Here is a 16,132-nt window from a genome sequence, read left to right on the forward strand (position 1 = left end):
CAGTGTGCCCTGCCGCACCGACATCAGCCCTGCTGGGAGGCGAGCCACGCCTCGTGCGCCCGCTGCACCCGCGCCCACAGCGACGCCCGGTCCGCGTGCGTCAGGTCGTCGAGCTCCCGCCCGAAGACCGTGGCCATGGCGTCGAAGAGTTCCTCCGGGGAGGCCAGTTCGCGCTTGTCGCTCCCGCCCTGCGGGTCGAGGTGGATCAAGGTCCTGCCGTGCAGCCGGTCGACGGCCCCGGCGGTGCGCCGCAGCATGAAGAAGGACTGCAGGAAGGGGGAGTCCTCGGCGGTGGACAGCCGCAGGTGCTCGTCCGCGAAGTCGGCCATGGCCGCGGGGGCCGAGCGGAAGTTCATCGCGGGGAAGGGCGAGTCCTCGTTGAGGAAGGTCCAGCCGGCGTCGGCCGCGTCCGGGCTCCCCAGCGGCCTCAGGCCGTACCGGAAGCCCCGCTCGTACCGGCCCTCGCGCAGCGGCAGCGGCTCCGGCGGTCCGTCGCCCAGGCCGACGTCCACGAAGAAGACCTGCCCGTCGATCCGTACGGTCAGGGTGAGGTGGTCTCCGCTCACCTCCTCGGAGTCCCGGTCCGCGCACATGCCCCCGAGGTGGCGCGTCACGTCGTACCCGAGGTGCTCCAGCAGCGCCGCGAAGGCGCCGTTGAGATGGAAGCAGTACCCGCCGCGCCCCTCGCCGAGGCGGCGCACGGACAGCTCGGGGTCGATGTCCGGCGGCCGGCCCAGCTGGATCTCGGTGTTCTCGAACGGGATCCGCTCCAGATGGGCCCGCGCGAGCGCGAACAGCCCTTCGGCGGAGGGGGATCCGGGGTCCGTGATGCCGATCCGGCCCAGATAATCGGTGTATATACCAGGGATCATGGACCCACCCTAGATCCGGACATGTCCCCGGGACGGGCTATTTGTCGATGTCGCCGACCACGAAGAAGAGCGAACCCAAGATCGCCACCATGTCCGCGACCAGCTGCCCCGGGAGCAGCACGGCCAGCGCCTGGATGTTGTTGTACGAGGCGCTGCGCAGCTTCAGCCGGTACGGGGTCTTCTCGCCCTTGGAGACCAGGTAGTAGCCGTTGATGCCGAGCGGGTTCTCGGTCCAGGCGTACGTGTGCCCCTCCGGCGCCTTCAGGACCTTGGGCAGCCGCTGGTTGACCGGCCCCGGCGGCAGAACGTCCATCCGGTCCAGGCAGGCCACGGCCAGGTCGAGTGCGTTGTGGGTCTGGTCCAGCAGGCACTCGAAGCGGGCGAGGCAGTCGCCCTCGGTGCGGGTGACCACCTTCAGGACGTCCTGGAGCTCGCCGTAGGCCAGGTACGGCTCGTCGCGGCGCAGGTCGAAGTCGACGCCGGAGGCGCGGGCGATCGGGCCGGAGACCCCGTACGCGTGCACCGCCTCGGCGGACAGCACCCCGACGCCGCGGGTCCGGGCGCGGAAGATCTCGTTCCCGTGGACCAGCTTGTCGTAGACGTCCATCCGGGTCCGGACGTCGGCGATCGCGGCGCGCGCCCGGCCGAGCCAGCCGGCCGGGAGGTCCTCCTTCAGGCCGCCGACCCGGTTGAACATGTAGTGCATGCGGCCGCCGGAGATCTCCTCCATGACGGCCTGGAGCTCCTCGCGCTCCCGGAACGCGTGGAAGATCGGGGTGATTCCACCCAGTTCGAGCGGGTACGAGCCGAGGAACATCAGGTGGTTCAGCACCCGGTTCAGCTCGGCCAGCAGCGTCCGCATCCACACGGCCCGCTCGGGCACCTCCATGCCGAGCATCCGCTCGACGGCCATGACCACGCCCAGCTCGTTCGAGAACGCGGACAGCCAGTCGTGCCGGTTCGCGAGCATCACGATCTGCCGGTAGTCACGGGCCTCGAAGAGTTTCTCGGCGCCGCGGTGCATATAGCCGACCACCGGTTCGGCACTGACGATCCGCTCGCCGTCCAGGACGAGGCGCAGGCGCAGCACGCCGTGCGTGGAAGGGTGCTGGGGGCCGATGTTGAGCACCATGTCGGTGCTCTCCGCCGCTCCGCCGATACCGACCGTGGTCTCCGTCATGCGGGCATTGTCTCAGCCCTAGTGTGGACCCATGGAAACGGGGACGATGGGTGAGACGGGCGGACCCGCATGGGTGGCGCTGCCGGGCGGGCTGCTCACTCTGCGGCGGACGCTGCTGGTGATCTGGACGGTGCTGCCCGCCGTGGTGACCGGCGTCGTCCTGGGGCTGACGCTCGGCCCGGCGTGGGCGGCCGTCGGAGCGTTCTGGCTGGTGGTCCTGGCCTGGGGCTGGGCGCTCCTGGGCCGGAACTGGCGGTCCTGGCGCTACGCCGAGCGCGCGGACGACCTGCTGATCAGCCGGGGCGTGCTCTGGCGGGAGGAGACCGTGGTCCCGTACGGCCGGATGCAACTGGTAGAGGTCACCTCCGGCCCCCTGGAGCGCCGCTTCGGCCTGGCCTCCGTACAGCTGCACACGGCTGCGGCGGCCAGTGACGCCAAGATCCCCGGGCTGTTGCCGGCCGAGGCGGAGCGGCTGCGCGATCGGCTCAGCGCCCTCGGCGAGGCAAGGTCGGCGGGTCTGTGAGCCCCGCACCGGCCGACGGCGCCGCGGAGCAGGCCCTTTCCGTCACGGAACGCCGGCTGCACCCCTTCACCCCGCTGCGCCGCGCCTGGGTGCCGATCGCCGCGACCGTCGGCGTGATCGCCCAGCAGGGCGACCGGGCCGGCAGATGGGTGGCCGACCTCTCCACCCTCCTGCGGGTGGCGGCGGTGGCCGGCCTGATCCTGGTGTTCGGCATGTACGGCTTCCTGAGCTGGTGGTTCACCCACTACGCCATCACCGACACCGAACTGCGCATCCGCAGCGGGCTCCTCTTCCGGCGCACCGCGCACATCCGCCTCGACCGGCTCCAGGCCGTGGACGTCACCCGGCCGCTCCTGGCCCGGCTCACCGGAGTCGCCAGTCTGCGGCTCGACGTCATCGGCACCGAGGAGAAGGACCAGCTGTCCTTCCTCAGCGAGAAGGACGCCGTCGCCCTGCGCGCCGAACTCCTCGCCCGGGCGGCGGGCTTCGCCCCCGAGGAGGCCGTACGGCTGGGCGAGGCCCCCGAACGCGAACTGCTGCGGGTGACCCCGCGCGAGCTCGTCGTGTCCCTGCTGCTCAACCTGGGAGTCTGGGTCCTGCTGGTCCCCGGGCTGATCGTGCCGGCCGTCGTGTGGTGGCTCAGCTCCAGCCCGTGGGCGGCCCTCGTCTCCGTGCTCCCGATGCTCGGCGCGGTCTGGGCGGGCACCGCGGGCCGCTTCCTGACCGAGTACGACTGGCGGGTCGCCGAGTCCCCGGACGGGCTGCGCCTGGACCACGGCATGCTGGACCGGGCCCACGAGACCGTGCCGCCGGGGCGCGTGCAATGCGTACGGATCGTGGAGCCGCTGCTGTGGCGGCGGCGCGGCCTGGTCCGCGTGGAGCTCAAGGTCGCGGGCTCGAAGAACTCGGTCCTGGTCCCGGTGGCCTCGCGGGACGCCGCCGTCGCCGTCATCGCCCGGGTGCTGCCCGGGGTGGACCTGGCGGCCCTGTCCTTCTCCGGCTCCCCGCGGGCCGGATCCCGCTGGGTGGTCCCGGTGTGGTGGAAGGGCTACGCCCTGGCCGTCTCCCCGGAGGTGTTCGCCGCCCGGCACGGCCGCCTGTGCCTGCGTACGGACATCGTCCCGCACGCCAAGGTGCAGAGCGTGCGCTTCGCGCAGGGCCCGTGGGCCCGATCCCGCGGCGTGGCCGACGTCCACGTGGACACCGGCGCGAACTGCACGGTCACGGCCCGGCTCCGCCCGGAACCCGAGGCCGCGGCCCTGCTCCACGCCCAGGCCGCCCGCTCCCGCACCTCCCGCGCCTCGGCCCGCCCGGACCGCTGGATGACGGCGCCGGAAGAGACGGCCTAGCTCTGGCGCGGCCGCCCCCGCTTCGGGGCGGGAGGACGCCAGGACGCGATGGCGTCCGCGGAGACCCCGAGCTCGTCTTGGTGATGGTTGAAGGCGACCCGCATCTCGTCGTACGCGTGCGAGGGCTCGACCGGGCCGAGTCCGCATCCGGTCCGGGGTACCCAGGGCAGGACTTCCTGCAGCGCCGCGAGCAGAGGCAGTGCCGACTCCGGGCTTTGGGCCAGGGCGGCGGCGCTGGATTCGAGGAGACCGAGCAGTGCCCTCGCGCGCTCCTCGGCGTCCCATCCGGCCCAGCCGATCACCGTGGTCGATGACAGCGGAGAGAAGGGCGGCAAATACGAGGTGAACCGTTCGTTGGGGATGTCGAGCTTGCCGCGTTGCTGCCAGTAGGACGGCTTGAGGAAGTCCGCGGAGGTGAAGCGTGGCGGAACGGGCGATGCGCCGTTGCCGACGCCGGGCCCCTGATCATCTGCGTGTCCTCGGGCCTGCTCCTGCCGCCATTGCTGTTCCCACGTCACCTCCCATCGCCGCCGCTTGGCCAGCCCGGATGCTTTGTAGCGCAGTGCCGCGGCCGCAGGGACATGGGTGTCCGCGATCAGGTTTCTCACCGTGTCGAGGAAGCGCGCCTCAGGGGCGTAGAGGGACGCGAGAGCGACGAACTCCCCGTCCTCCTCCAGTAGCTCGGCCAGTTCCCGCACGGTGTGGGTGACCGGGCGGCTTCGCCCGTTCTCTTCCACATGCCACAGACCGGGACTTTCGCAGAGGTCGAGCATGCGGTCCCGAAGGGTGGCCTGGACCATGTTCGGCCAGTCCGGGACCGACCAGCGGTGCTTGTACTCCGCCTGCTCGAGCAGAGCCAGCACAGGACTCCCGGAGATGGCCTCGATGCGGCGTTGCACGAGGTCCCGATATGCGGGCGGCCAATCACGGGGAGGTTCGGTCACGGGGAGCACCCCGTGCCGCTCGAACCATGTCGAGGAGGACTCGCCGCTCGCCACCTGGCGCGCCAGCACGATCTCGAACGCGCGCCGGCCGACTTCGATCGCCGGTACGTCCGGCAGCGGCCCGGTCACGTGGCTGTCGTCGGGGAGCAGTCCGTACATGCCGTACACCTGCCAGTCCAGCTCCTCCTGGAGACTCACCATCCGGGCGCGCGCCGCAGCGTATCGGCGCTCCGCCGATGCCAGGTATTCCGGGGTGAGCCGCGTATCGGGGGCGGACATTTCCGATCGGTATGCCGTCAGCTGGGTGGCGAGGCGGTCGAGCTCTTCGGCATGGCCGGCAGGGAACGTGCCGGGCAGGGGCAGGTCGAGCAGCCGGGTCGAGGTGAACTCGTAGATCTTTTCCCATGACTCGCCACCACGCAGCTGACCTGCTCTGGGCTGCCCCTTGCTCTGGCTCATCTGCTTGAGCCAGAAGCAGACGGCTGAGCTGTTGAGGACTCCCAGCAGCTGGAGGTGTTCCGTGTCCGACGCGTTCGGCGGGAGCTTGATGACCGGCGCGGAGTTGAGCGGGACCAGGGAGCCCCGGAGCAGGCTGAAGTGCGGGTGCGTGGACACCCAGGGGAAGGTGATGGACCACGGGTGCACGTTCCAGGCCGGGGCGACCTGATGCCAGTCGTACCACTGCGATCTCTTCTTGATACCGGCGCGCTGGCTCAGATCCGACTTGTAGGGCCACAGGCGGCGGCTGTGACCCGGAAGCTGGTCCAGATCGAGGAGCTCGAGGTGTTTGCCCCCGCGGGTGAAGAACGCCTCGGAGTCGGCGTGCGCACCCCAGTCGCGCACCCCGGAACCGGTCAGTACCTGTACGCGGGCCTGCTTCTCCGTGCCATGGCGGTCGAACGAGTGCGCCGGAGCGCAGAACGCGTCGTCGGAACCCGTGTTGGCCCCGTAGCCGATCCGGGCAACACGTTCGCGGAGCCGTTCCCCCCGTTCCATGTGGTGCAGCAGGTCCCTGACGGACGAGTCCGCCAAGTTCCACGGGAAGGCGGCCAGCTCACCACGGTCCTGGAGGAAGGACTCGGCCCACAGGTCAGCGACGTCGGTCGCACAGGACATGCGACGCAGTGACTGCCAGACGAGACCCTCGCCCGGGTTCTCGGGGGCCTCGGGTTCGCCTCGGCGCCCCACGACGACATGAACGGGCCGTGCCGGATCAGGGGTGCGGCTCTGCCCGACCAGGATGGCCGTGGGTGCGCCGTGGCCGGGGATGTAGGCCCCTGACGTGTCGATCACGTGAGAGATCTCCACCTGGGTCAGCACACGCTCGACGAGCTGCTGACCGAACTCCCGCTTCATGAAGGAATTGGCCAACAGCTGACCGACGTGGCCCGCCTTCCTCCTGGTGAGGAGGAAGGCGAGTTCCGTGAAGGGAACCGTCAGTGCGTAGCGCCCGCTGCAGCTCTGGTAGGCGTCGCGGTAGGTCGCGAACAGCGCCTTGTCCTTGACGGTGACGGCCGGCGGGTTGGACACCACCACGTCGTAGCCGTCGGGACCGAAGAGCCCGTGCCGGTCCGCGTACTCGGCGAACTCCTGCTCCGGCCCGGACTCGGTCGGGTCCGGTTCCGATCGGAAGAGGGAGGGGGTGGGCTCGGTACCCAGGCCCTTGATCAGCGCATCTGCAGCCGTGACCACGATGGGCAGGTCCGGCACGTCGTCCAGGCGCCGTTCCCCCGTGGCGTTCATGGCGGCGATGAGGAGACGGAAGCGAGTGATGCTCACCGCACAGGGGTCGATGTCGCACCCGTGAAGTGATCTCAGGGCTCGGGCGGCCCGCTGCCACGGACTCATGTCGCTTCCGATGTCGGTCCATCGCCGGAAGAGGCGATCGAAGGCGCCGATGAGGAAGTTTCCCGACCCGCAGGCGGGATCGATGGCCCGGAACTCCTGTAGCGCCGAGAGGGAAGGCGCGAACGTGTCGAGCGCCGGATCGAGGGTGAGATCGAGGATGAGGGTGACCACGAACTCTGGGGTCGGCACCGATCCGTACACCGTGCGGGCCTGCTCGTTGAGGCCGGAGTACAGGTCCAGGAGGAAGCGGGTTCCTCGTGACTCGTCCGTGAAGTCGTGGACGAGGAGACCGTCCGGGGAGCGGAGATTCCAGAAAGCCAGGAGCGCGGCGCAGGCTTCCTGACTGGGCTCGATCCTCCACATGGGGTTCGTCCGCCGGCTGAAGACCTGGGCCATCGTCGGCTGGGAGCTGAGCCGGTCCACTGCGTTGATGATCACTTCACGCGCGTGCGCCCCGTCTTCGGCCCCGACGATGGCGGGCGAGTCGAGCAGCTCGTTGTCCTCGCAGAACCTGACGATGGCCGTGGCGAGCACCCAGGCAGCGGCCACTTGGGCGACCTTTTCGTCCAGCCAGCTGTGCCAGGTGGCGGAGATGAGTGACTTCGCCCTGAGGTGCTCGTACTCGTCCGCCAGGGCTGCGGTGGCCGTACCGGTCCGGGCGCGCTCGCGCAGGTCTCGTCCGAGGAGGGTGGCCAGCCGCGCCAGGTCCTGGGGCAGGAGGTTGCTGGAGATCATGTGCCGCTTCCTGGGTCGGTGGTTCTCGCGGTGCGCCCGGGCTTCCGGTCCATCCCGTTCAGGTTATCACCGTGAGAGTGTCGTAAAAGCTTGAGAGTGTTAGCTCGCTCCTCTAGCCTCTTCGTTGGCGGTGCAGTCGACCGACTCCACCCGGCCGCGGCGAAGGGGAGTCTCAATGAGTGCTAACAACCCGGCATTTCGGGGCGTCTGGCTGGCGATCATCACGATCGGCAGCTTCGTTGGTGCGGTGGTCGCCTTTGCGATCTTCATGGTGGCCAAGGAGGGGCTGGCCGCCTCGTGTGCGGCCGGCGGGGCCACCTTCGCGGGGCTCATGTTTCTCGGGTTCGGCGCTCGGCAGTTCCTTGCCGGCGGAGGGCCCACTGAATGACCGGGGCGGGCGTGTGGTGAGGAGTACACTCCTTAGGGGTGTACTCCTAAGGAGAACGAGAATTGCGTCATCGCTCAGGGCCGAGCAAGCCGTCCCACGTCTTCGATCGCGGTGCGGAGTGGGAAGGCCTCACCGCCTTCGTGGGCAGACCGATGCCGCACGCGATGCTCGGCATCGTCAGCGGCCGGCGGCGCATGGGCAAGACCTACCTGCTGCGCGCCCTGGTGGAGCAGCAGCAGGGCTTCTACTTCGGGGCCACGGCTGCGACCGAGGCGGAGTCTCTGCGTCAGTTCGGGGCAGCGCTGGCGGAACACGCGGGCTCCCCGGTCCCCTTCTCCTTCGCCACCTGGGACGACGCGATCTCGTACCTCTTCGGGCTCGGCGCCGCTGACCGGGGGACCGGGCCACTGCTCGTGGTCATCGACGAGTTTCCCTACCTGGCGAAGGCCGCACCGGAACTGCCCTCGCTCATCCAGCGGGAGATCGACCGGTACCAGGTCGAGGAGAACCGGATGAGGTTGCTCCTGTGCGGATCGGCGATGTCCGTCATGGGAGGGCTGCTCGCCAGTACCGCGCCGTTGCGGGGGCGGGCGCAGCTGGAACTGGTGGTGCGACCCTTCGGATATCGAGCTGCCGCCGACTTCTGGGACGTCGCCGGAAGTCCCGCCCTTGCCGCCCGGCTCCACGCCGTGCTCGGTGGTACGCCCGCCTACCGGCGGCAGTTCCTGGCGGATGACGTTCCCGGGAGCCTGGAAGGGTTCGGCGACTGGATCTGCCGTACGGTCCTGTCGCCGTACAGCCCGCTCTTCCGCGAGGCGCGGTACCTGCTCGCCGAAGAAGCGGACATCCGTGACGGCGCCCTGTATCACTCGGTGCTCGCCGCGGTGGCTCAGGGAAACAGCACGAGGGGCGGGATCGCGGGCTACATCGGCCGCAAGTCGGTGGACATCTCCCACCCGCTCAACGTGCTGGAGGACAGTCACCTGTTGGTGCGGGAAGCGGATCTCTTCCGGGCCGGGAAATCCCAGTACCGGATCACCGAGCCCTTGATCAACTTCTATGAGGCGGTGATGCGTCCGGCGTGGGCCCGGCTGGAGAGCGGGCACGCGGCCGAGGTCTGGGCGCAGTCGGCGGAGCGTTTCGCGGCGCAGGTGGCAGGACCGCACTTCGAGGCGATCTGTCGTGAGTACGTGCTCGGCCCGGGGAGGTCCCTGCTCGGTACCTCGTTCGGTCAGGTGGGTGGCGGCATCGTGTCCGATCCCGCGACCCGCCGGCAGATCCAGATCGACGTCGCCGTCGTCGAATCCGGGACCGGAGGCAGGAGGCCGACGGTGGCGATGCTGGGCGAGGCCAAATGGGGGACGGTCATGGGGCAGAACCACGTGGAGAGGCTCCGGCGCGCGCGAGAGGTGCTCGCCGGGCGCGGAATGGACGTCACCCGGTGTGCGCTCGCCTGCTTCAGCGCGGGGGGATTCAGCGACGCACTGCGAGACGAGGTGGCGCGGGGCGGGGGAGACGTGCTCTTGATCGGTCTCGAAGAGCTTTACGGCCGGGTGACCCCTGCCGGGCTCTTCGGATAGGACCGAACGGCAGGAGGGGCTCGCGCAGGCGCCCGCTCCGGCGGGGGTTCCCCTCGGGCCGGGCGACCAGGGGGCCCGAAGGCAGCCCTGGGGCCCGTCTTGCCGATCAGGCCGGGCTCGCGACACCCGGCACGCACGCCCGCCGCGTTCTCGTCGGCCGCCGGCGCTCCGCGTCGGCTCCCTCCCCGGCCTTGCGACCGCACGCACCAGGCACCGCTCCCCGATCCGGCCCGATCGGCAGGACGCCCCCTAGCTAGCCCGCGTTGCCGCCCGCGCGGACCAGGCCCGTCTCGTATGCCAGGACCACCACCTGGACCCGGTCGCGCAGGCCCAGCTTGGTGAGGATGCGGCCCACGTGGGTCTTCACCGTCGCCTCGGAGAGGACCAGCCGGGCCGCGATCTCGCCGTTCGACAGGCCCTGCGCCACCAGCAGCATGACCTCGCGCTCGCGCTCCGTCAGCCGCTCGATCTCCTTGTTCTGCGGCTCCTGCGTGGTCGTCGGCAGCATCGGCGCGAAGCGGTCCAGCAGGCGCCGCGTGGTGGACGGGGCCACCACCGCGTCCCCGCTGTGCACCGAGCGGATGGCCGCGAGCAGCTCGCCCGGCGGGACGTCCTTCAGCATGAACCCGCTCGCACCCGCCTTCAGGCCCGAGAAGGCGTACTCGTCCAGGTCGAAGGTGGTCAGGATGATCACCTTCGGGTGCTCCTCCGGCTCGCAGATCCGTCGCGTCGCCTCGACCCCGTCCAGCCGGGGCATGCGGACGTCCATCAGCACCACGTCCACCTTCGTGGCCCGCAGCACCTCCAGCGCCTCCAGGCCGTCGCCCGCCTCGGCGACGACCTCCATGTCCGGCTGGGCGGCGAGCACCATCCGGAAGCCGGTGCGCAGCAGCACCTGGTCGTCGACCAGCATCACTCGGATGGACATCAGTTACCTCGTCCTCGTCATCTCTTCTTCAGGGGGAGCAGTGCGCTGATCCGGAAGCCGCCACCGGGCCGGGGCCCCGCGTCCAGGGTTCCGCCGACCATACCGATCCGCTCGCGCATGCCGATCAGTCCGTGCCCGGCGCCGTCGGCGCCGCCGTCCTCGTACAGCTCGTGGGCCGCGCCCCGGCCGTCGTCCTCGACCAGCAGGCCAAGCCCGTCGTCGAAGTAGACCAGCCGGACGCTGGCCTTCGCCTCCGGGCCGCCGTGCTTGCGGGTGTTGGTCAGTGCCTCCTGCACGATCCGGTACGCCGTCAGCTCGACCCCGCTGGGCAGCCGCCGCGGCGCGCCCTCGACCTCGAAGTCCACCGTGAGCCCGGCCGCCCGTACCTGCTCGACCAGGACCTCGATCTGCTCGACGTCCGGCTGGGGCACGTAGTCCTCGGACTCCTGCGGCTCGCCGGTGCGCAGCACGCCCAGCAGCCGCCGCATCTCGGCCAGCGCCTGGCGGCCGGTGCCGGAGATGGTCTGGAGGGCTTCCTTGGCCTGCTCGGGGGCCACGTCCATGACGTACGCCGCCCCGTCCGCCTGGACCACCATCACCGAGACGTTGTGCGCGACGACGTCGTGCAGCTCGCGGGCGATCCGGGCGCGCTCGCCGGCCACGGCCACCTTGGCCTGGGCCTCGCGCTGGTTCTCCAGGCGCTCGTTGCGCTCGACGAGCTGGGCGTAGTAGGCCCGGCGGGTGCGCAGGGAGTCGCCCAGCACCCAGGCGAGGACGAAGGGGACGATGGCGAAGAGCATGAAGAGGACGTCGTCGCGGAAGTCGCCCTTGTCCACCTGGAAGCGCAGGGCGTACAGGGGGGAGGCGAGGACTCCGATGGCGAACGCGGTACGGGACATCCGCCGTGAGATCTCCGCCGAGGCGGCGACCGTGTACAGGATGATCAGCATCGCGAGGTCGGCGTTGTTCACCTCGGTATGGGTGATCAGCTTGTAGACGCCGGTGCCGACGGCCAGCCAGAACATGCCCTGCGTCCACTTGCGGCGCAGGGCCACCACGACGCTCATCGCGACCACCGCCGGGACGGCCAGCAGCCGCGCGGTGGTGCTGCTGAAACTGTCGTCGGCGACTTGCAGCATCCCGATCCCGAAGAGGAGGACAGCCCAGAAGCTGTCGACGCCCGTCGGGTGTCTGCGGAGGAAGTCGTAGAGGCGCTGCACGTAACCCAGAGTAGGGAACGCAGATAGGTGCTGGAGTCAACCAGAGGTCCGAATCTGCCGCCGGGGACGTACTCCCCAAGGTGGACGGTGACCTTAGCCTTTGTCCGGTGAGCTCTCAGGGTGAAGGTGTGGGTCCGGTCCGCTGGCGCGGGGCGATGGAGGCCGCGCTGTACGGGCCCGACGGTTTCTACGTGCGGCCCGGCGGGCCGGGGCCCGCCGGGCACTTCCGGACCTCCGTGCACGCCTCGCCGCTGTACGCGGCCGCCGTGGCCCGTCTGCTGCGCTGGGTGGACGCCGAGCTCGGGCACCCGGCGGAGCTGGACCTGGTCGACATGGGTGCGGGGCGCGGGGAGCTGCTGGCCGGGGTGCTCGCCGCACTGGAGCCGGAGACGGCCGCCCGGGTGCGCCCGTACGCGGTGGAGCGGGCGGAGCGGCCCGCCGGGCCCGACCCGCGGATCCGCTGGGTCACGGCCCCGCCCGAGGGGACGACGGGGCTGCTCTTCGCCAACGAATGGCTGGACAACGTGCCCCTGGAGGTCGCCGAGGACGGGCGCTACGTCCTGGTCGCACGGGACGGTGCGCAGAGCGCGGGCGGCCCGCTGGACGACGCCGACCGGGCCTGGCTGGAGCGGTGGTGGCCCGGCGGCGGCCGCACGGAGATCGGCCGGAGCCGCGACGAGGCATGGGCGGCCGCCACCGGGACCCTGGAGCGCGGCCTGGCGGTGGCGGTGGACTACGCCCACACCCGCGACGCGAGGCCCCCGTACGGCACCCTGACGGGCTTCCGCGCCGGCCGGGAGGTCCCGCCGGTCCCGGACGGCTCCTGCGATGTCACCGCGCACGTGGCGCTGGACTCCTGTGCGGGGCCGGGGGCCGTGCTGCTGACCCAGCGCGAGGCGCTGACCGCCCTCGGTGTCTCGGGCGCCCGGCCCCCGCTGGCCCTGGCCTCGGCGGACCCGGTGGCCTACGTACGGGCCCTGTCCTCGGCCGGCGAGGCGGCGGAGCTCACGGACCGGGCCGGGCTGGGCGCCTTCGGCTGGCTGGTGCAGCCGGTCGGCATCGCGGCGTGGCCGGAACCGGGCGCGGCGCACTGATCCGCGAACGGCTGATCCGCGAGCGGCACTGACCCGCCGGACGACGGAGAGGGCCGGGACCCTGTGGCGGATCCCGGCCCTCCCCTCATGTGCCTGCCTACTGCTTGACCTCGTCGTGGCCCTGGTGCAGGCCGCCGCCGCTGCCCGAGCCGCCCGTCGGCTGCGAGACGACCGGCTTCGACAGCGGAGCCAGGTCGTGCGCGTAGTGACCGACCGCGTCCGCGATGACGTCGACGTTGATGTCGAGCGCCTTCTGGTCGATGTTGGTGATGTCGTCACCCTTGCCGTGGTAGTTCACGTCGTAGGCGACGCCCGCCTGCCCGCCGAACTTCGCGGCCTGCTCCGGGGTCTTGATGCCCTCGGCGCCCGTGAAGGTGCCGCCGGACGGGATGCCGACCTCGATGAACGGGCCGTAGTCCGAGCGGCCCGAGAAGTCCGTGCCCTCGTGGGGGATCTTCTTCGAGTCGAGGAAGTCGTTGATCCCCTTCTCCAGCTGGGCGGAGCCCGCCGGGCCGGGGCCCGAGCCGGTGGCGTCCGAGTCGTCGCCGTCGTAGACGAAGTACGCGGCGTTCGGCGAGGCGATCATGTCGAAGTTCAGGTAGAGCTTGATCTGCTTCTTCTGCGCGTCCGTCAGCCCGGCGACGTACGCCTCGGAGCCGAGCAGGCCGAACTCCTCGGCCGACCACCAGGCGAACTTGACCTTGTTCTTGATCTTCGTCTGGCTGCTCGCGAGGCGCTGTGCGACCTGGAGGATGCCGGCCGATCCGGAGCCGTTGTCGTTGATGCCGGGGCCGGCCGCGACCGAGTCGAGGTGCGAGCCGAGGAAGACGGTGTTGTCCTCGTCGCCGCCCTTGGTCTCGGCGATGACGTTGAAGGTCTTGCGGTTCTCGCGCAGCTCCCGGATGTCGAGGGTGACCTCGACCGGGCCGGCGGCGGCCTCCGCGGCGAGCTTCTCGCCGTCCTCCTGCGTGATGCCACCGGTCGGGACCTTGCCCGCGGCCGGGTCGCCGATGGTGCCGTTCAGGGCGCCCGCGGTGTTGTTGTAGATGATCGCGCCGACCGCGCCGGCCGCCGCCGCGTTCTCCTGCTTCACCGCGAAGGTGCAGCCGCCGCGCTTGATCAGGGCGATCTTGCCGGTGAAGGTGCCGGAGGCGAAGTCGCCGGCCTCGCAGCCGTTCGTCCCGTCCGCGTCGACCGGGGCGACGGCGACCGGGGCGGTCACACCGCCCTCCGGGCTGTTCGCCGTGTAGGTCATCAGGTGGATCGGCACGTCGCGCTCGTTCGCGCCGCCCACCGTCAGCTTCTCCTCGATGGTCTCGACGAAGACGAAGTCGAACTCGTTCCTGGTGACCTTGTAACCGGCCGCCTTCATCACGGCCTCGATGTACTTGGCCGACTGCTCGTGTCCCTTGGAACCGGCCGCGCGGTTGCCGTTGTTGTAGTCGGCGAGCGACTGCAGGACCTTGAGGTGGTTGTAGGCGCCCTTGCCGGTCGCTTCCTGGACCAGCTTCCTGGCGAGCGCGTCACCCCGGGCGGCGTCGCTCTGCGGGCTCCCGGTGGCACCGGCCGGTCCGGCCAGCAGCAGAGGCGAGACGAGGGCCGCGGCTGCCAGGGCGGCGGTTGCTGCGGCTATACGGCGTGAGGGCATGAAGGTCCTTCCACGACAAACGGCGAGCAGGGCAGGGCAGGGCGGAGCAGGGCACAGCAAGGCGGAGCGTGGTGGAGCGGGTAAGCAGAAGTGGTGCGCGTTACGTGGGGGATCGGTGGACGCACGTTAGACAGCAAGTGGCCACCATCGCCAGAGTTTTCGCTGATTCCGGTTTATGAATTCCGTATATCGGTGCATCCGCGCCGCATGATTCCAGCCAAACGGCAGCCCGTTCGCCCTAGCGGAGGATGCCCTCGATGAAGTCCGATCCGATGCGTGCGACCGCCGGCAGGTCCAACTGGTGCTGGGCGTACCGGCCCTGACGCCGTGTGTGCATCAGACCCGCCTTCCTCAGGACGGCCAGGTGCCGCGACACCTCCGGCGCGGTGATCCCGTACACGGTCGCCAGCTCGCTCGTCGTGAACGGGGCCCGGGCCAGACTCCGGCACAGCAGCATCCGCATGGGATGCGCCAGCGCCTCCATCCGCCGCTGGAGCAGCTCCACCGAGCCCGGCGCGGAGGCCAGTTCGGGGGTGCCGAGCGGATAGTGGACCACCGGCCGCCAGCCCGGGGCGTGCAGCACCAAGAGGTGCGGCCAGCCGAAGTTGGTCGGCACGAAGACCAGGCCGGCGCCTATTCGGGGATCGGTCGCCGTCGTCGACCCGTGGACCATCTTGTCGGCGGTGATGGTGGTGCCGCCCCCGTCGACGCTCAGCGCCGCCGAGACCTCCTTCAGCGCGGTCGGCAGCCCCTTGCGGCGCAGCACCTCGGCCTTGTGCCGGGCGTCGGCGCTCTGACCGGGCTCGATGCGCTTCCACGTCTCGGCGAAGAAGGCCTCCTCGCAGTCCTCCAGCAGGCGCCGCATCCACACCCGTACGGCGGCCGTGTCGTCCAGCAGCCGCACGGAGAAGTCCAGCTGGCGCGGGCCGCGGGCGGCGGCCGTCTCCAGCGCCTTGGCCCGGGCCGCCGGGTTCGCCAGCGGCGAGGAGGCCGGGCCCCCGTCGTTGTAGAGCGCCAGCCAGCATTGCTCCATGGCGGCCCGCACGAACCGCTCGTCGTCCAGCCGGTCGAGTACGTCCAGCTCCTCGGCCAGCGTCGCGGCCGGCTGCCCGGTGCCGCCGGTGATTCCGGCGAAGGGCATGAAGATGTCGGAGAAGGAGCTGCGCCACATGAAGTCGGCCTCCAGCAGCCGGTCCGCGAGGCACGGATCGAGCGAGGCGGCGGTGGCGGTGGTCCAGGCGGTCAGCCCGGGGTGGTGCGCGGGTTGCGAGAGCGCGTGCAGGGACATGCAGAGCTCCGCGAGCGGGGAGGGCGCGAAAGTGATCCGCTCGGTGGGCAGGCCGGCGATGTCGATGGTGACGCTCATCGGGCCATTCTGTCGGTTCGCGCAGGTCGGGGGCGCCGGGGCGGGCCGCCCGGAGCCGCCGCACGAGTGGCCGCGGGCGGCCCGGCGCGGCGGCCGGACGAGTGATCATCAGTGCCGCGCGGGCGCTTTCGAGCGGGTCGATTGACGGGGAACGTCAACTGTCGTGCGCGATGCCGCCGACGGGGTGAGGCTTGGGACATGACCGCCATCGAGCAGTACCTCTTCGACACCTACCGGGCCTCCCAGCAGGGCGTCCCGATGCCCCCGCCGCCCGGGCGCGACGACGTCGCCGTGCTCCGCTCCCTGCGCTCGTACGAGCAGGCCCGCGCCGTCGTGGAGGGCAGCTCGGGCCGCCACCCCTGGCGCGCGGCCCTGCGCCGGATACTCGTCCGCCCGCGGGCGTGCTGACCCGGCGCGGTCCACGGGCCCGGCCACGGGCCTGGCCGCCGGCCCGGTC

General features: G+C 70.8%; 13 protein-coding genes. 6 read left to right on the forward strand and 7 right to left on the reverse strand.

Annotated elements, in window-relative coordinates; all coding sequences use genetic code 11:
• Positions 1-23 precede the first annotated feature (23 nt).
• Complete coding sequence (locus ACGFZK_RS17800; protein WP_393849789.1) at positions 24-872, reverse strand: arylamine N-acetyltransferase; 849 nt, start codon at positions 870-872, stop codon at positions 24-26.
• 37 nt (positions 873-909) lie between these two features.
• Positions 910-2,052: an NADH-quinone oxidoreductase subunit D gene (locus ACGFZK_RS17805; protein ID WP_393849790.1), complete on the reverse strand. Its 1,143-nt coding sequence runs from the start codon at positions 2,050-2,052 to the stop codon at positions 910-912.
• Between the two features lie 31 nt (positions 2,053-2,083).
• Here ACGFZK_RS17805 and ACGFZK_RS17810 point away from each other — a divergent pair, with 31 nt between their 5' ends.
• Both ACGFZK_RS17810 and ACGFZK_RS17815 read left to right on the forward strand, forming a co-directional pair.
• Positions 2,084-2,575, forward strand: coding sequence for a PH domain-containing protein (locus ACGFZK_RS17810; protein WP_393849791.1), 492 nt, complete (start codon positions 2,084-2,086; stop codon positions 2,573-2,575).
• A complete protein-coding gene (locus ACGFZK_RS17815) occupies positions 2,572-3,924 on the forward strand; it encodes a PH domain-containing protein (RefSeq protein ID WP_393849792.1) in 1,353 nt (450 codons plus the stop codon). The genes ACGFZK_RS17810 and ACGFZK_RS17815 overlap by 4 nt, the downstream gene beginning before the upstream one ends.
• On the opposite strand, the gene pglX is transcribed toward ACGFZK_RS17815, so the two are convergent.
• On the reverse strand, positions 3,921-7,451 hold the full coding sequence (gene pglX, locus ACGFZK_RS17820; protein WP_393849793.1) for a BREX-2 system adenine-specific DNA-methyltransferase PglX: 3,531 nt from the start codon (positions 7,449-7,451) through the stop codon (positions 3,921-3,923). The genes ACGFZK_RS17815 and pglX overlap by 4 nt on opposite strands.
• Positions 7,452-7,626: 175 nt before the next feature.
• Here pglX and ACGFZK_RS17825 point away from each other — a divergent pair, with 175 nt between their 5' ends.
• Both ACGFZK_RS17825 and ACGFZK_RS17830 read left to right on the forward strand, forming a co-directional pair.
• A complete protein-coding gene (locus tag ACGFZK_RS17825) occupies positions 7,627-7,839 on the forward strand; it encodes a hypothetical protein (RefSeq protein WP_393849794.1) in 213 nt (70 codons plus the stop codon).
• A 152-nt stretch (positions 7,840-7,991) separates the two neighbouring features.
• Positions 7,992-9,419, forward strand: coding sequence for an ATP-binding protein (locus ACGFZK_RS17830; protein WP_393849841.1), 1,428 nt, complete (start codon positions 7,992-7,994; stop codon positions 9,417-9,419).
• Between the two features lie 253 nt (positions 9,420-9,672).
• On the opposite strand, the gene ACGFZK_RS17835 is transcribed toward ACGFZK_RS17830, so the two are convergent.
• Together ACGFZK_RS17835 and ACGFZK_RS17840 are read right to left on the reverse strand one after the other, a co-directional pair.
• Positions 9,673-10,347: a response regulator gene (locus tag ACGFZK_RS17835; protein WP_393849795.1), complete on the reverse strand. Its 675-nt coding sequence runs from the start codon at positions 10,345-10,347 to the stop codon at positions 9,673-9,675.
• A gap of 17 nt (positions 10,348-10,364) precedes the next feature.
• Positions 10,365-11,567 (reverse strand): sensor histidine kinase, encoded by a 1,203-nt coding sequence (locus tag ACGFZK_RS17840; RefSeq protein WP_393849796.1) that lies wholly within the window; start codon positions 11,565-11,567, stop codon positions 10,365-10,367.
• Positions 11,568-11,722: 155 nt separating this feature from the next.
• Between ACGFZK_RS17840 and ACGFZK_RS17845 the strand changes: the two genes are divergently transcribed.
• A complete protein-coding gene (locus ACGFZK_RS17845) occupies positions 11,723-12,661 on the forward strand; it encodes an SAM-dependent methyltransferase (protein ID WP_393849842.1) in 939 nt (312 codons plus the stop codon).
• Between the two features lie 97 nt (positions 12,662-12,758).
• On the opposite strand, the gene ACGFZK_RS17850 is transcribed toward ACGFZK_RS17845, so the two are convergent.
• Both ACGFZK_RS17850 and ACGFZK_RS17855 read right to left on the reverse strand, forming a co-directional pair.
• On the reverse strand, positions 12,759-14,309 hold the full coding sequence (locus tag ACGFZK_RS17850) for a M28 family metallopeptidase (protein ID WP_393849797.1): 1,551 nt from the start codon (positions 14,307-14,309) through the stop codon (positions 12,759-12,761).
• Between the two features lie 238 nt (positions 14,310-14,547).
• Positions 14,548-15,675, reverse strand: coding sequence for a DUF5937 family protein (locus ACGFZK_RS17855; protein WP_393849798.1), 1,128 nt, complete (start codon positions 15,673-15,675; stop codon positions 14,548-14,550).
• Between the two features lie 198 nt (positions 15,676-15,873).
• Here ACGFZK_RS17855 and ACGFZK_RS17860 point away from each other — a divergent pair, with 198 nt between their 5' ends.
• Positions 15,874-16,083: a hypothetical protein gene (locus ACGFZK_RS17860; protein ID WP_393849799.1), complete on the forward strand. Its 210-nt coding sequence runs from the start codon at positions 15,874-15,876 to the stop codon at positions 16,081-16,083.
• Positions 16,084-16,132: the final 49 nt, after the last annotated feature.

It is taken from the genome of Streptomyces sp. NPDC048257, assembly GCF_043201855.1.
GTDB lineage: Bacteria > Actinomycetota > Actinomycetes > Streptomycetales > Streptomycetaceae > Streptomyces.

Coding starts and splice junctions, on each gene's coding strand:
- ACGFZK_RS17800 (WP_393849789.1), bottom strand. CDS start 872: ATGATCCCTGGTATATACACCGATTATCTGGGCCGGATCGGCATCACG.
- ACGFZK_RS17805 (WP_393849790.1), bottom strand. CDS start 2,052: ATGACGGAGACCACGGTCGGTATCGGCGGAGCGGCGGAGAGCACCGAC.
- ACGFZK_RS17810 (WP_393849791.1), top strand. CDS start 2,084: ATGGAAACGGGGACGATGGGTGAGACGGGCGGACCCGCATGGGTGGCG.
- pglX (WP_393849793.1), bottom strand. CDS start 7,451: ATGATCTCCAGCAACCTCCTGCCCCAGGACCTGGCGCGGCTGGCCACC.
- ACGFZK_RS17825 (WP_393849794.1), top strand. CDS start 7,627: ATGAGTGCTAACAACCCGGCATTTCGGGGCGTCTGGCTGGCGATCATC.
- ACGFZK_RS17830 (WP_393849841.1), top strand. CDS start 7,992: ATGCCGCACGCGATGCTCGGCATCGTCAGCGGCCGGCGGCGCATGGGC.
- ACGFZK_RS17835 (WP_393849795.1), bottom strand. CDS start 10,347: ATGTCCATCCGAGTGATGCTGGTCGACGACCAGGTGCTGCTGCGCACC.
- ACGFZK_RS17845 (WP_393849842.1), top strand. CDS start 11,723: ATGGAGGCCGCGCTGTACGGGCCCGACGGTTTCTACGTGCGGCCCGGC.
- ACGFZK_RS17850 (WP_393849797.1), bottom strand. CDS start 14,309: ATGCCCTCACGCCGTATAGCCGCAGCAACCGCCGCCCTGGCAGCCGCG.
- ACGFZK_RS17855 (WP_393849798.1), bottom strand. CDS start 15,675: ATGAGCGTCACCATCGACATCGCCGGCCTGCCCACCGAGCGGATCACT.
- ACGFZK_RS17860 (WP_393849799.1), top strand. CDS start 15,874: ATGACCGCCATCGAGCAGTACCTCTTCGACACCTACCGGGCCTCCCAG.